The 13,399-nt window shown below is 67.0% G+C and carries 11 protein-coding genes; 5 read left to right on the forward strand and 6 right to left on the reverse strand.

The window, feature by feature from the left end:
• Positions 1-464: site-specific integrase (locus tag OXU32_00015; GenBank protein ID MDE0072356.1), on the forward strand; the 464-nt coding region annotated here is incomplete at its 5' end.
• 41 nt (positions 465-505) lie between these two features.
• Here the strand turns inward: OXU32_00015 and OXU32_00020 are convergent.
• Genes OXU32_00020 through OXU32_00030 form a run of 3 tightly spaced genes read right to left on the reverse strand, consistent with a single transcriptional unit; the run spans position 506 to position 3,517 of the window.
• A complete protein-coding gene (locus OXU32_00020; protein MDE0072357.1) occupies positions 506-913 on the reverse strand; it encodes a hypothetical protein in 408 nt (135 codons plus the stop codon).
• A 56-nt stretch (positions 914-969) separates the two neighbouring features.
• Entirely contained in the window at positions 970-2,346 is a 1,377-nt protein-coding gene (locus OXU32_00025) for an FAD-dependent oxidoreductase (GenBank protein ID MDE0072358.1), read from the reverse strand.
• A gap of 1 nt (position 2,347) precedes the next feature.
• Positions 2,348-3,517: an ATP-binding protein gene (locus tag OXU32_00030; protein MDE0072359.1), complete on the reverse strand. Its 1,170-nt coding sequence runs from the start codon at positions 3,515-3,517 to the stop codon at positions 2,348-2,350.
• A 134-nt stretch (positions 3,518-3,651) separates the two neighbouring features.
• On the opposite strand from OXU32_00030, the gene OXU32_00035 reads away from it, so the two are divergent.
• Together OXU32_00035 and OXU32_00040 are read left to right on the forward strand one after the other, a co-directional pair.
• On the forward strand, positions 3,652-5,361 hold the full coding sequence (locus OXU32_00035; protein MDE0072360.1) for a Zn-dependent hydrolase: 1,710 nt from the start codon (positions 3,652-3,654) through the stop codon (positions 5,359-5,361).
• A gap of 75 nt (positions 5,362-5,436) precedes the next feature.
• A complete protein-coding gene (locus OXU32_00040) occupies positions 5,437-7,491 on the forward strand; it encodes a S9 family peptidase (protein ID MDE0072361.1) in 2,055 nt (684 codons plus the stop codon).
• A gap of 72 nt (positions 7,492-7,563) precedes the next feature.
• On the opposite strand, the gene OXU32_00045 is transcribed toward OXU32_00040, so the two are convergent.
• Together OXU32_00045 and OXU32_00050 are read right to left on the reverse strand one after the other, a co-directional pair.
• On the reverse strand, positions 7,564-10,242 hold the full coding sequence (locus OXU32_00045; protein MDE0072362.1) for an amidohydrolase family protein: 2,679 nt from the start codon (positions 10,240-10,242) through the stop codon (positions 7,564-7,566).
• A gap of 65 nt (positions 10,243-10,307) precedes the next feature.
• Positions 10,308-11,945: a hypothetical protein gene (locus OXU32_00050; GenBank protein ID MDE0072363.1), complete on the reverse strand. Its 1,638-nt coding sequence runs from the start codon at positions 11,943-11,945 to the stop codon at positions 10,308-10,310.
• Between the two features lie 217 nt (positions 11,946-12,162).
• Here OXU32_00050 and OXU32_00055 point away from each other — a divergent pair, with 217 nt between their 5' ends.
• Together OXU32_00055 and OXU32_00060 are read left to right on the forward strand one after the other, a co-directional pair.
• Positions 12,163-12,600, forward strand: a complete 438-nt coding sequence (locus OXU32_00055; GenBank protein MDE0072364.1) for a hypothetical protein — start codon at positions 12,163-12,165, stop codon at positions 12,598-12,600.
• Entirely contained in the window at positions 12,597-12,992 is a 396-nt protein-coding gene (locus OXU32_00060) for a type II toxin-antitoxin system VapC family toxin (protein MDE0072365.1), read from the forward strand. The genes OXU32_00055 and OXU32_00060 overlap by 4 nt, the downstream gene beginning before the upstream one ends.
• Before the next feature lie 12 nt (positions 12,993-13,004).
• On the opposite strand, the gene OXU32_00065 is transcribed toward OXU32_00060, so the two are convergent.
• On the reverse strand, positions 13,005-13,358 hold the full coding sequence (locus OXU32_00065) for a tRNA-binding protein (protein ID MDE0072366.1): 354 nt from the start codon (positions 13,356-13,358) through the stop codon (positions 13,005-13,007).
• Between the last annotated feature and the right edge of the window lie 41 nt (positions 13,359-13,399).

Here is a 13,399-nt window from a genome sequence, read left to right on the forward strand (position 1 = left end):
GCCACCGCATCGGCGCAATACGCCACCTTCGGTGGCTCGACATCGACTTCGAGGGCTGGACCATCCGCTGGCGGGCCGAGCACGACAAGTCGGGGCACGAGCACGTCACGCCCGCCACCGGCGAGGCGCTCGAAGTTCTGGAGGAGACGCGGAGGAAGAACCCCGGACCCGGGGAAGCTCCGGTGCTGCCCGCGCCCAAGAATCCCTCGAAGTGCATGGGACCCGGGGTGGCCCGAGTATGGTGGGTCAGGGCCGAGAAGCTGGCGGGGCTGGAGCCCAAGCGGGGCAGGGGCTGGCACTCGCTGCGGCGGAAGTTTGCCAGCGATCTCATGGATCAGCCGCTCAAGGTGCTCTGCGAACTCGGTGGCTGGAAGGAGGCCAGGACGGTCCTCCAGTGTTATCAGCAAGCCGACGAGGGACAGCTTCGGACGGCGCTGGAAAACCGCCGGAGGGCTCGCGCCTGAGAGTTCGCGATCAGCGGGAACGAAACGGCGGGAGCCGGACCTTACGTTCCCGCAACTTCAATCACCTCAATCAGATGTGAATCCGTTGGACCTTGCCCGTCCGGCAAAACGTCCAGTTGGCGCGGGTTACCGAATTCGCCGGGACCTCCACCGGTACGGCCGAATTGGCGCAGGAGGTTGCCAGCCGGATCGACGGCGACCACGCGGTGAGGCGAGTTCAGGAAGTACAGGTTCCCGGCCTCGTCAAAGCCTGCGCCCTGAACGGTGTGCAGAAGCTCCCAGTCGGCGACCGCGCCGGCCGACCCGATGCGGTAGACCTCCGAGAGTTCCAAGGCCAAGGTTCGATCCTCCCCCGGAAGCTCGACGGATTCCTGGGCATGACCATCTCCCGCGATGAACAGTGCCGCGAGGCACGCACCCATTTGCCGCAGCTTCACGCTTCGAACCATGAATCTCCTCCAGGTAGCACGGCGATGCTACTCGTCTTCGGGCGACCCAACAAGTCCTAGCCCCTCACCCTCCGGAAGCGCCAGCCGTGCAGGATGCTCCCGTAGTGATTGAACGAGCGCCTCGCTTCGGCGTCGTCGAAGGGATAGTCCGCGCCGAGCTGTGTCGCGGCGGCAAGCCCGGTGACGAAACAGGTCTCCTGACTGTTGATCAGCGTATGCGCCCCACAATGCCAGGTCCGCCGACGCCCCTGGATCCTGCGGAATAACGGTACAAGCCATGCGACATGGCGCACGTCGTGCACGATGTGCTGGAACCACCACTTGCCGATGATCTTCCGACTATCGATTCTGCTGATGGGATTGTAGGTCACCAGGCAGGGCCGGTCGGACCGGCCGACCCACGGCTGCTGGTTGTGCATGATATACGTGATCTCATAGTTGTCGGGCCTGGCGCCATATTGCTCGATATGATTGCTCCGGGTCGTCAGGGGCTTCACTTCGTTATCCGGAAGGACAGACGCGTCGAAGTGGATGATGGTGTGGTTGTGAAGTTCGCTCTCGTAGCGCACCGACGAGAGAATGTAGCGCTCGAGCAGCGTGGGGTCGTCGAGCATCATCAGCGTCTGGTTCGCATTGCATGCGAAGATCACCTGGTCGAACGTCTCCCTGGCGCCGTTCTCGTCCTCGACCACCACCTGCGACGGCCCGCGGTACACCTTTCGCACCGGCCGGTTGAGGTAGATGCGGTCCCGGACGTTCGCGGTCAGATGCTCGTAGATGCGCCGCGTCCCCTGGTCCCAGGTCTGCATGGGCGTGGCCGACTCGATGTCGAAAAACTCGAGGTACCGGGAAAAGAGCGCCGCGGGCATGTCGAACACGTTCGTCGCCATCAGGAAGTTGACGAACATCGGCTTCAGCACCTTGTACCTGAAGTCTCCGGAGAACCCGGCCAGGTTCAGGATCGTCCCCATGTTAACGTAGTTGAAGGGATTGAGGGCGTTCAGGAACTTCGACCGGGACCGGGTCAGCCAGCCGAACCGGTGCAGCCACCTGAGGATTCGCTGAAACCTGGCAATCTCGGGTTGCAGCTGCTCCCTGATGTCGGAGTCGAAATCGTGGGCGTAGATGCCGCCCCGGTATTTCACGCTGTAGCTGAATCGGGTGTCGATCAGCTCGATGCCGTACTCCTCCATCAGCAGCATGATGTGCCGGTATACCGACGGTATGCAGGCGGTGACGGAGATGTCGAAGGGAATGGAGCTGCCGTCGCGCTGGGGCATGTCCGCGGTGACCGCATTGCCGCCGATCCGGTCCCGGGCCTCATACAGCCGGAAGTCGAACCGGTCCGGGTGGCGGTCGAGGGCCCACGCGGCCGCGAGGCCCGATACGCCTCCGCCGATGATGGCGATTCGCCGCGGGATCGTCCTGGTCATGCTATTCGCGAGGCGAGCCGTGCGGCAGCAACATCTCGGCGAGTCCGGCCGCGGGCACGGCCTCGATCCGACTGGCCAGCCGATAGCGGGACGTGCCGGCGTGGATCACGTCGAGACGGCCCAGGTTGAGCGTTTCCATCGCAGACCGCATGGACCGGGTGAGCCGCGGAGCCTCGGAGCGCTTGATCTCGAAGCCGTGCCGGCGTGCGCCGTCGATCACCAGAAGATCGAGCTCCGCGCCCGCGTGCGTGGACCAGTGGAAGCATCGATCGGGAGGCGCGCCCAGGAGGTGAGCGATCTGTTGAATGACAAACCCCTCCCAGGAAGCCCCGACTTTCGGGTGCGAGACGACATCTGTCCGGCTGGTGAGGCCGAGCAGGGCGTGGAGGACGCCGGAGTCCGCGATGTAGACCTTGGGCGAACGAACCTGTCGCTTGCTGATGTTCTCGAACCAGGGCTGGAGTTGGCGGACGACGAAGACGGAGGTCAGGAGATCCAGGTAACGACGCACGGTGGTGTGGGCGACCCCGAAGGCGCGTCCAAACTCGGCGCCGTTCCAGATCTGCCCGTGCCAGTGCGCAAGCATCGTCCAGAAACGGCTGAGCGTCGGCGATGGAATGGTGTTTCCGAGCCCCGGCAGATCGCGGGAGAGCAGGGTGCGAACGAAGGCGTCCCGCCACCGGCGGCTTGCAGCCTCCGACTGCGCGAGATAGGAGCGCGGAAAGCCGCCCCGCAGCCAGAGGTTCTGCAGATCGTCGACCTCGGTCAGATTGAAGCCGTCGAGTTCGTGGAAGGCGACGCGGCCTGCAAGCGACTCCGATGTCTGGCGCAGCAGTTCCGGCGATGCGCTTCCGAGCACCAGAAAGCGGGCTGGCGGACCCGGACGATCGACGAGAACGCGCAGGAGTTCGAAGACGCCGGGAAGTCGGTGGATCTCGTCGAGGACCACGAGCCCCTGAAGTGGTCGCAGCTCCAGCCCGGGATCCGCGAGCCGCGCAAGGTCGGCGGGATCCTCGAGATCGAACCAGGAGACGGGATCGTGATGGGCCTCGGCCAGTTGCCGCGCCAGGGTGGTCTTGCCCACCTGGCGTGCCCCCAGCAAGGCGACGACCGGGAATTCGCGCAGCAACAGCCGTACGCGCGTCAGGTGATCCTCTCTGGCGATCATCATTATTGAAATCTGTGCGATGACCGTTCAGTTTGCAAGGAAAGAAGATGGGGGGTTCGCCGAGACCGTGACAGACTCGCTTCTCTGTTCCTATTCTTCATCTCTCTATCAGGTCTTCCGTCGCCAGGAGCATGCCGATGACCACCGCCTCGCAATCTCTCCGCTTCCCGGCCGCAGCCGTCCTCCTCTCCTCGCTCGCCGCCTGCGCCGCCCCGGGCGATGAGGTCCGAAACACACAGGATAATACAGGTATCATACAGGATAGCATACAAGATGGCGGGACGAACATACAGGATCTCGTGCACGGATACGCGGTGTTCCGGCTGGAAGCCGACCTCTCCCACCTGTCGGAGAACGACCGGGAGGTCGTGCGTCTGCTGATCGAGGCGTCCCGGCCCATGGACAACGTCTTCTGGATGCAGGCGTACGGCGACAGGGAGGAGGCGCTCGCGCTGGCGCAGGGCGACCAGGCTGCGCGCCGCTACATCGAGATCAACTACGGGCCCTGGGACCGGCTGCGCGCCGACGATCCCTTCATCGCCGGGGTCGGCGCCAAGCCGGCGGGCGCGAACTTCTATCCCGCCGACATGACGGCGGACGAGTTCGACGCCGCAGCCGCGGACAACGACGCGCTTCGCTCGCTCTACACGCTCGTGCGGCGGGACGGGGACGGTGCGTTGGTCGCGGTTCCGTATCACGAGGCCTTTGCGGAGCAACACGCGTCCGCCGCGGCGAAGCTGCGGGAGGCGGCCGAGCTTGCGAGCGACCCCGGCCTGGCGACGTACCTGCGCCTGCGCGCCGACGCCCTCGAATCCGACGACTACCAGCCGAGCGACATGGCGTGGCTGGACATGAAGGAGAACCCGATCGAGGTCGTGATCGGGCCGATCGAGACCTACGAGGACCTGCTCTTCGGCGCCAAGGCCGCCCACGAGGGCTTCGTCCTCATCAAGGACCTGGAGTGGAGCGAGAGGCTCGAGCGCTTCGCCGCGCTTCTCCCCAGCCTGCAGGAGAGCCTGCCGGTCGCCGACCGGTACAAGGCCGAGGCGCCGGGGACGGACTCGGATCTGAACGCGTACGACGCCGTCTACTACGCCGGAGACGCCAACGCCGGAGCCAAGACGATCGCGATCAACCTCCCGAACGATGAGGAGGTGCAGCTCGCCAAGGGCACCCGCCGGCTCCAGCTCAAGAACGCGATGCAGGCCAAGTTCGATGAGATCATGGTGCCGATCACGCGCGAGCTGATCGTCGAGGACCAGCAGGAGTACGTCGTCTTCGACGCCTTCTTCGGCAATACGATGTTCCACGAGGTGGCGCACGGCCTCGGCATCAAGAACATCATCACGGGGAAGGGGACGGTGCGGGAGGCCCTGCTCGAGCACGCCTCGCCGATGGAGGAAGGGAAGGCCGATGTGGTCGGCCTGCACATGGTGACCGAACTCCTCGAGCGGGGCGAGATCACGGAGCCCTCCGTCGAGCACCACTACGTGACCTTCCTGGCGGGGATCTTCCGCTCGGTCCGCTTCGGCGCCGCGAGCGCCCACGGCCGAGCCAACATGGTGCGCTTCAACTACTTCCTGGAGCAGGGCGCCTTCACGCGCGAAGAGGACACCGGGAAATACCGCGTCGACTTTGCGGCGATGCGCGAGGCGGTGAGCGGCCTGAGCGAGTTGATCCTCACGCTCCAGGGGGACGGCGACTACGACGGAGTGGCGCAGCTCATGGACGAGAGGGGATTCGTGCCCGCCGAGCTGCAGGCCGATCTCGACCGGCTGGATTCGGCGGGAATCCCGCGCGACATCGTCTTCGAGCAGGGGATGAGCGTGCTGTTCGGGGGAGGGTAGGGCGCAGCGGCACCCCAGGCGCTATGCTGGTTACCTGAAGCCGCGCGCGACTCGCACCACCCCAAGGAGACCCGCATGACCACCCGCCGCCACTTCCGCACCGCCCCGGCGCTTCTCGCCCTCGCGATCACCCTCGCTCCGCCCGCCTCGTCCGCCGCGCAGCAGCCCAGCGGCCTCCTGGACATGGACACCTACATGGAGATGGAGTCGGTCGGCAGCCCGAGCATCTCGCCGGACGGCAACTACATCCTGTTCACGCGCGGGAGCGTGGACAAGATGAACGACCGCAACAAGAGCGAGCTGATGATCATGGATCTGTCCACCCGGCGGATCAGCGAGCTCGAGACCGGCAGCTTCGAGGTGTCGTCGCCGATCTGGTCGCCGGACGGCACGCGCATCGCCTTCCTGTCCGACAAGAGCGGGACGAACCAGATCCACGTCATGTGGCTCGACACGCGCGAGACCAAGCAGCTCACCAACCTCGACCGGGCCCCCGGCGGCATCCGCTGGTCGCCCGACGGGGCGCAGATCTCGTTTACGAGCTTCATCCCGGAGACCGGATCGCCGCTGCCCATCACGATGCCCAGCTTCCCACCGGGCGCGAACCTGGCCGCGCCGGCGGTGGTGGAGGACCGCATCGCCTGGCAGCGCGACGGGACCGGGTATACGCGCAGGGGCAACACGCAGATCTTCATCGTCGATGCGGACCTGGGCGGCACCCCGCGCCAGATCACCTTCGGCGACACCTCGCACGGCAACCCGCGCTGGGCGCCGGACGGCACGAAGCTCTACTTCAGCGGCGACCTCATCCCCGAGGAGGGATATGAGCGCGGCAACTCCGAGGTTCACGCCATCGATCTCGCGACCCTCGAGATCACCACGCTGACGGACCGCCTCGGCCCCGACAACGGCCCCATCCCGTCGCCCGACGGGCGCATGATCGCGTACACCGGCTACGACGAGAACGAGAACTACAGCAACCTGTCGCACCTCTATCTGATGGATGCGGACGGCTCGGGCAGCCGGATGCTCGCCGGCAACCTCAAGAACTCCCCGAGCGGCGTCACCTGGGCGCCGGACGGGTCCGGCCTCTACTACACGCTGGGCGAGGAGGGCTCGTCCAACCTCCACTTCGTGTCCACGAGCGGTGACATCGAGAAGGTCACGGACGGTGTCCACTACATCTCCGGCGTCTCGATCGCGAACAACGGGCGCGCGGCCGCCATCAACTCGACCTTCTACCGCCCGAACTATTTGGTCACATTCGGCCTCGACGACGCGGATGAACTCGAGACCCTGGTCGACTACAACGAGGACGTGCTCGCCGGCATCACGCTCGGCGACGTCGAGGAGATCTGGACCGAGTCCGTCGACGGCTGGCCGGTGCAGGGCTGGCTCATGAAGCCGGCCAACTTCGATCCGGGGCGCGAGTACCCGCTGCTGCTGTGGATCCACGGCGGGCCGGTGTCGATGTACACCGTGCGGTGGAACTGGAACTGGCAGAACTTCGCGGCGGACGGCTATGCGGTGTTGTGGACGAACCCGCGCGGGAGCACCGGATACGGCCAGGACTTCGTGAACGGCATCAACTACCTGTATCCCGGCAACGATTTCCACGACCTCATGGCCGGCGTGGACGCCGCCATCGACCGCGGCTTCATCGACGAGGACAACATGTTCGTCACGGGGAGCAGCGGCGGCGGCGTCCTCACCGCCTGGACCGTGGGACACACCGACCGCTTCCGGGCCGCGGTGTCGCAGCGGCCGGTCATCAACTGGCACTCCTTCGTGGGGACGACCGACGGGTCGGGCTGGTACCGCCGCTTCCGCTCCTATCCGTGGGACGACCCGGTGGAGTATGCCGAGCGGTCACCGCTGCACTACGTCGGCAACGTCACCACGCCGACGATGCTCCTCTCGGGCGTCGAGGACCTGCGCACCCCGATGCCGCAGGCCGAAGAGTTCTACCGCGCGCTGAAGGTGCTCGGCCAGGAGACGATGCACGTCAAGATTCCGGACGAGTACCACGGCTCACGCTCCGTGTCGCACCGGATCATGACGCAGCTCTACATCAAGGCGTGGTTCGACAAGTACCGGACAGGGGCGGTGACGCAGGAGGATGGCGGGTAGACGAAGTCGGCCCGGGGGCACGGATCCGGGCGAGCGCGCCCGGTGGATCGTGACACCCCCCGGGCCGTCGGCTTACCGACCCCGGAACGCCTCCCACAGGCGGTCGTGCTTGTTCGCGCGGGGGTCCACCTCGAGTCCTCCGACCCACATGCGCTCGATCCGCGTGAGCGACTGCAGCGGGGATCCGTCCGTTACCAGCAGATCCGCCCGCTTGCCGGGTTCGATGCTCCCCATGAGGTCTTCGAGGCCCAGCGCCTCCGCCGGGCCCAGGGTCACCCCGCGCAGCGCGGCATCTTCCGGGAGCCCGAAGCCTACCGAAAGCGCCGCGTGATAGGGGAGGTTGCGGACGTCCGCATCGCTCGCCGTCGAGAACGAGACCGTGACGCCCGCCTGGTGCAGAAGCCCGGCGTTGCGGTAGCCTGACGTGACGGCGACGTCCCGGTCGGCGGGCGCCTGGAGAGTGCCCGTCAGGATCACGGGGATGTCGCGCGCGGCCAGCCCGGAGGCCACGCGATAGGCCTCGCGGCCGCCCAGCACGACGGGGTCGATCGTCGGAAAGGCGTCCAGGAAGACGAACAGGGTGCGGATCTCCCAGGCCGTGTCCACCGAGAAGAAGACCGGCACCTCGCCGCGGAGCGCCGGCTGAAGCGCGTCGAGCAGGACGGCCTCGCCGCCCCAGTTGTTCGCCTCGAAGGGCGCGGTCGGGTCGTCGGAGGTCGATGGGTTCGCGCCGTAGGCGACGGCGCGCTCGAACAGGTCGACGAGGTCCTCCATGGCGCTGGCGTCGAGCCCCGGCTCCTCGTCGTCGTCGCCCTCGGGACCCGACGGCAGATCGACGATAAGGGACGCCTCAGGAGCCACGGCCACCTTCTCGAACGTGTCTCCGTCGTTGAGCTGGATGACCGATCCCGTACCCCGAACCACGCCGCCGCCCTGGGCGGTCTGAACCGTGGTGATGCCGTTGGCCCGCGCCACGTTCAGGCTGGGGTAGTAGGGGTTCACGGCTCCGAGCGCGCGGATGTGCGGGTTGTAGTCCCCGAGCTCGGCGATGTCGGTCGCCTGGCCGACCGCGCCGAACTCGAAGAGGCCGAGCGTGGTGAACGGGTCGACCATGCCCGGATAGATGTGCCGCCCGGCCACCTCCACGCGCGCGGCATCGGCGGGAATCTGCACCTCGGACCGCGTTCCCACGGCCTCGATGGTCCCGCCCCGGATGAGCACCACCCCGTCGGGAATCGTCCCGCCCGACACCGTGTGAACCGTGCCGCCCACGAGGGCCGTGGCGGCTTCCTGGGCGGCAGGCGATGTTGGCGGCGTCTCTCCGTTCGCACCGTTTGCACCGGGCGCGATCCCGGCTCCCGAGTCCGGGCCATCGCCGGCGTCCGGGCCGTCACCGGGGGTCGAAGTCCGCGGCGTGGCCGGCGCCGCAACGAGATCCGTGACCGCTCGCACCGGCTCGCCCCGCGTCCTCTCCTCGTCATCCACATCGTAGTAGACGATGCCGTCCACGATGGTCTTCTCGACGCGGCTGAACGAGTCGAAGGGCGATCCGTCGAGCAGCACGACATCGCCTTCCTTGCCTTCCTCCAGGCTTCCGACCCGGTCGTCCAGGTACATCATCTGCGCGGGAAAGAGCGTCAGCATCTGGAGCGCTTCCAGCTCGCTCACGCCCCCGTACTTCACCGGCTTCACGATCTCCCGGTGCATGAAGGGTTGGAGCGAGGGGATGTCGGAGTTGATCGCGGTGAGCACTCCGTGCTGGTGCATGATCGCGGCGTTGTGCGGAATCGACTCGTACGCCTCGAGCTTGTACTGCCACCAGTCGGAGAAGGTCGAGCCGGCGGCCCCGTGCTCCGCCATCTCGGTCGCGACCCGGTATCCCTCCATGACGTGAGTGAACACGTCGATCCTGAACCCGAATCGTTCCGCCACGCGGATGAGCATGAGGATCTCATCCCCGCGGTACGAGTGGGCGTGGATGCGGATGCGTCCCTCCATGATGTCGACCAGCGCTTCGAGGCGGAGGTCCCGGCGCGGGGGAACGGGGAACGCGCCCGGGTTCTCGCGGAAGCGATCCCACTCCGCCCGGTAGGCCTGCGCGGCGGTGAACGCCTCGACGTAGATCGCCTCGACGCCCGGGCGGCTCATCGGAAACCGGGAATTGGCGCCTGGGGGAGCAGCCTTTCTGGTCACGTTTTCTCCGAGCGCGAACTTCACGAACCTGGGCGCTCCGGGGAGCAGCAACTGCTCCGTCGCGTCCATCCCCCAGCGCATCTTGATCACGGCGCTCTGGCCGCCGATCGGGTTCGAACTGCCGTGCATGATGCGGGCGGTCGTCACGCCGCCCGACAGCGCGCGGTAGATCCCGAAGTCCTCGGTCGTGAGCGCGTCCAGGACCTGCACCTCGGGTACGACGGGAGCGGTGCCCTCGTTGCCGGCGACCAGCGCGGTGTGCGAGTGCTCGTCCACGATGCCCGGCATCGCGGTGAGACCCGTCCCGTCGATCACGCGCACGCCTTCGGGCGCCGTGAGGTCGGCCCCGATGCCCTCGATGATCCCGTCCCGGACCAGGATCGAGACACCCTCGAGCACGGGGCCAGCCGCCGTGTGTAGTGCGTCGAGATTGCTGATGAACAGATCGCCCGTCGGGTAGCTGCCCGCGTCGGCGGGGAGCTGCACATCCCACTCCTGCGCCGCAGCCGGAGTCCCCGAGCAGAGGCCGATCGCCGCAACCAGGGCCGCGCGTGCCATCTTGCAAATAGTCATCGCGTGCCGAATGGTCATCGAGTGCCGAATATTCATCGTGTGCCGAATGCTCATCGCGCACCTCCCGGAGCCCGTCGGGCCGTCATCTGGAAATCTCCCATCGGACTCGATCCTGAACCGCTCATGCGATCGCCCTCGACATCGGCCTCGAACGACAGCTCCATCGACTGGCCGCCCGCCGCGACGACCAGGCGGAACGTGACTTCGTTGCCCGAAACCCGTCCGCCGCGCACCTCGGCGTCACCGAACATGTCCGCGGCCGCGGTGCCCGAGAACTCGCTTCCTTCCTGCTCGAGCTCCATCTCCATGGGGACGGTCATCCCCTGCGCGTTCACCTCAACTTCCCAGGAGCCCGACACGTTGACCGTGGGAGCCTCGCCGCCCCCGGCGCCCGATCCGGGCCCGACCTCGTAGCTGCCCTCGACGAAGGTGTAGGCGATCTCGCTTCCCTCCTCGAGCAGCGGACCGGTCGCCAGAAGGAAGGTCGCAGGCCGGCCCTCGCCGACCTGGATGAGCGACCTCACACCCAGGATCTCGGCGGGAGCGGTGGTCATCGCCGCGACGGCCGTGTTCCGGGACAGCCCGTACTCAACGGCCTTGCGGGCCCCCTCGATGAGATTCGCGTCGCCCTCTCCGCTGGTCAGCGCGAACTGCACGCCTGCGGCCTCGAGCGCGGCGGCGTTGCCGTACAGCGCCTCAAGCTCGCGCTTCTCGCGGAAGGCCGCGGGTTCGAGCTCCTCCTCGCTCTCCGGATCCCATTCATCGGGTTCGCGAAAGTCCGTATCGATGAGGACGGGGACGCCTCGGTCGGCGAGTTCATCCGCGACCATCCACGCCTCGTCGCCCCCCACGATGATCGGCCGGAAGCCGATCTCGTCCGCGAGCCCGAGCACCCGGCGGATGTCCTCCGAATCCGCCGCGCGGAAAAACACGGGCGTCTCGCCCGCTGCCACATCGCGCAGCACCTCGTAGTCCGGATCCCAGGCGGGCATCGTCATGCCGGCGCGGCCATCCGCGAAGGCGCTCTCGAGGGTGGCCTGGCGCTCGGCGTCCAGGAACGCCTGCCGGATCGTCGCCATCACGCCCAGGAGCGTCGAGGGGTACACGCCCTGCGCCGTCTGGAGGCTCATCGAAAGCCCGGCATCGGCGCGGGCGATCAACTCGCGCGAGGTCTCGGCGTCGACCCGATTCAACAGGACCGCGCTCCGCCCCGGGGCGATTCCGTCGCCGGCGTGCACCGCCGCGGCGACGATCCCGCGCCTTCGCTGCTCGCCCTGCGCGCCTCCGGTCGCCGTGACGTGGTCCGCAACGCGCCGGTACGGGGTTACGCGCTGAGCGATGCGCGTGGGCGCCCAGGACGGGGGTCCATCCTCCGGATCCTCGGGAAACTCGAACTCGCTCACGCCATCGGCGTCGACGAGCCCCGGGTAGAGATAGAGAGAGTCTCCCTCCAGCCGCTCCGCGTCCGCGGGAATCTCGAGTCCGGCGCCCATCGCCTCGATAAGCCCTCCTCGGACGATGACCGTGACGCCCGGCTCTTCCTGAAGGCCGGGTCCGACGACCGTCACGCCCTCGATCGCGTAGGCTGCGGGGGGCGGGACGCTTCTGTGCTGTGCCATAAGCGGCGTGACGCACAGCAGCGATCCCGAGACGGCGATCGCAGCTATGCGAACTGGTGTCTTCATCATGCCCGGCGGGTCTCCCTTTGCTTGTTCCGTCGCCAGCGCGTTCAGTCGCGAAGCGATTCGTCAACTTGGCGATTCCTGGCCATGGCGAACCCTACTGCTCTTGCGGCGCAGGATGCAAGGGGCAGGATGCTGGCATATTGCAGGCGAATCCATTACGTTACGCTGTCACAGACAGACTAACGACGCCGGCACGAGGTACGCTGACGATGCCGGCAACATGGCCAATGCACGCAGGGGACGCATGGGCGTACTCACCATCCGCAACGTGGACGACGATGTGATCGCCGCGTTAAAGGCACGGGCCAGGGCCAATCATCGCTCGCTCGAGGGGGAACTGCGCTATCTGCTCGAGCGCTCCGCAGCCCCGAGACCTGCGCTCGGCCTGGTGCGCGAACGGGCCCGGATGGCTGCCCGATACCGCGCGGATTCGACGGTTGCGACCACCGCGTCCGACGTCCGGCCCACCGTGGTCGGGGCGGTCGGGCCAGCTCCCGACACGGGCCTTGGCGTGGAACCCGACAGCGGAGAATGGATGGGGGCCATGAGCGACCTGGGCGAGATCGTGGGCGACATCGTGTCCCCGGCGATCGACCCCTCCGACTGGGCCGCGCTCCGCCCGGACATCGACGGGCCGAACGGTGTCGACAAGCCGTGAATCTGCTTCTCGACACCCACATCTGGCTCTGGAGCCTGCTGGAGCCTGATCGGCTCTGCGGCCGGGCGCGCAACGAGCTGATCGACCCGGCGAACACCCTGGCGCTCTCGTCCGTGAGCATCTGGGAAGCGCTGGTGCTGGCCGATAAGGAACGCGTGCTGCTCCGCCCCGATCCCTGGAGCTGGATCCGTACCGCCCTGACCGTCCGCCCCTTGCGCGAACTCCCCGTGACGTTCGACATCGCGCTGGGCAGCCGCACCGTCCGTCTCGGTCATGACGATCCCGCCGATCGCTTCATCGCGGCCACCGCCGTGGCGCACGGGCACACCCTGGTTACGGCGGGCGAGTCGCTCCTGCGGTGTCCCGACATCCGGGTGATGTCCGGCGCCTGAAGGCGATTGACTTTACCCCCCGCGGGTGCCGTTCGGGACCGGGTGCTCCGGGGTCAGCAGCGCCGGCCGGAGGCCATCCTCGTAGCCGACGTCGAAGAGCATTCCCTCCGAGACTTCCCCCATCATCTTCCTCGGCTCCAGGTTGACGATGAACAGCGCCTGCCGGCCTTCGATTTCGGTCGGATCCTCGCGCTCCTGTTTCATTCCCGCCAGGATCGTCCGCTTGTGGTCGCCGAAATCGACCCTGAGTCGAACGAGCTTGTGTGACCCTTCGACGTCGCCGACGTTCTGGATCGTGCCGACGCGGGCGTCAACCTGATTGACGACACCGATGTTGATGGTGGGCTTGACCCGTGCAGGCTTCATTTCCAGCAACCCGATCCCTCCCGTGGAGCGTTCTCCGGCCG

The sequence above is a fragment of the Gammaproteobacteria bacterium genome (assembly GCA_028819075.1).
Lineage (GTDB): Bacteria > Gemmatimonadota > Gemmatimonadetes > Longimicrobiales > Gaopeijiaceae > BD2-11.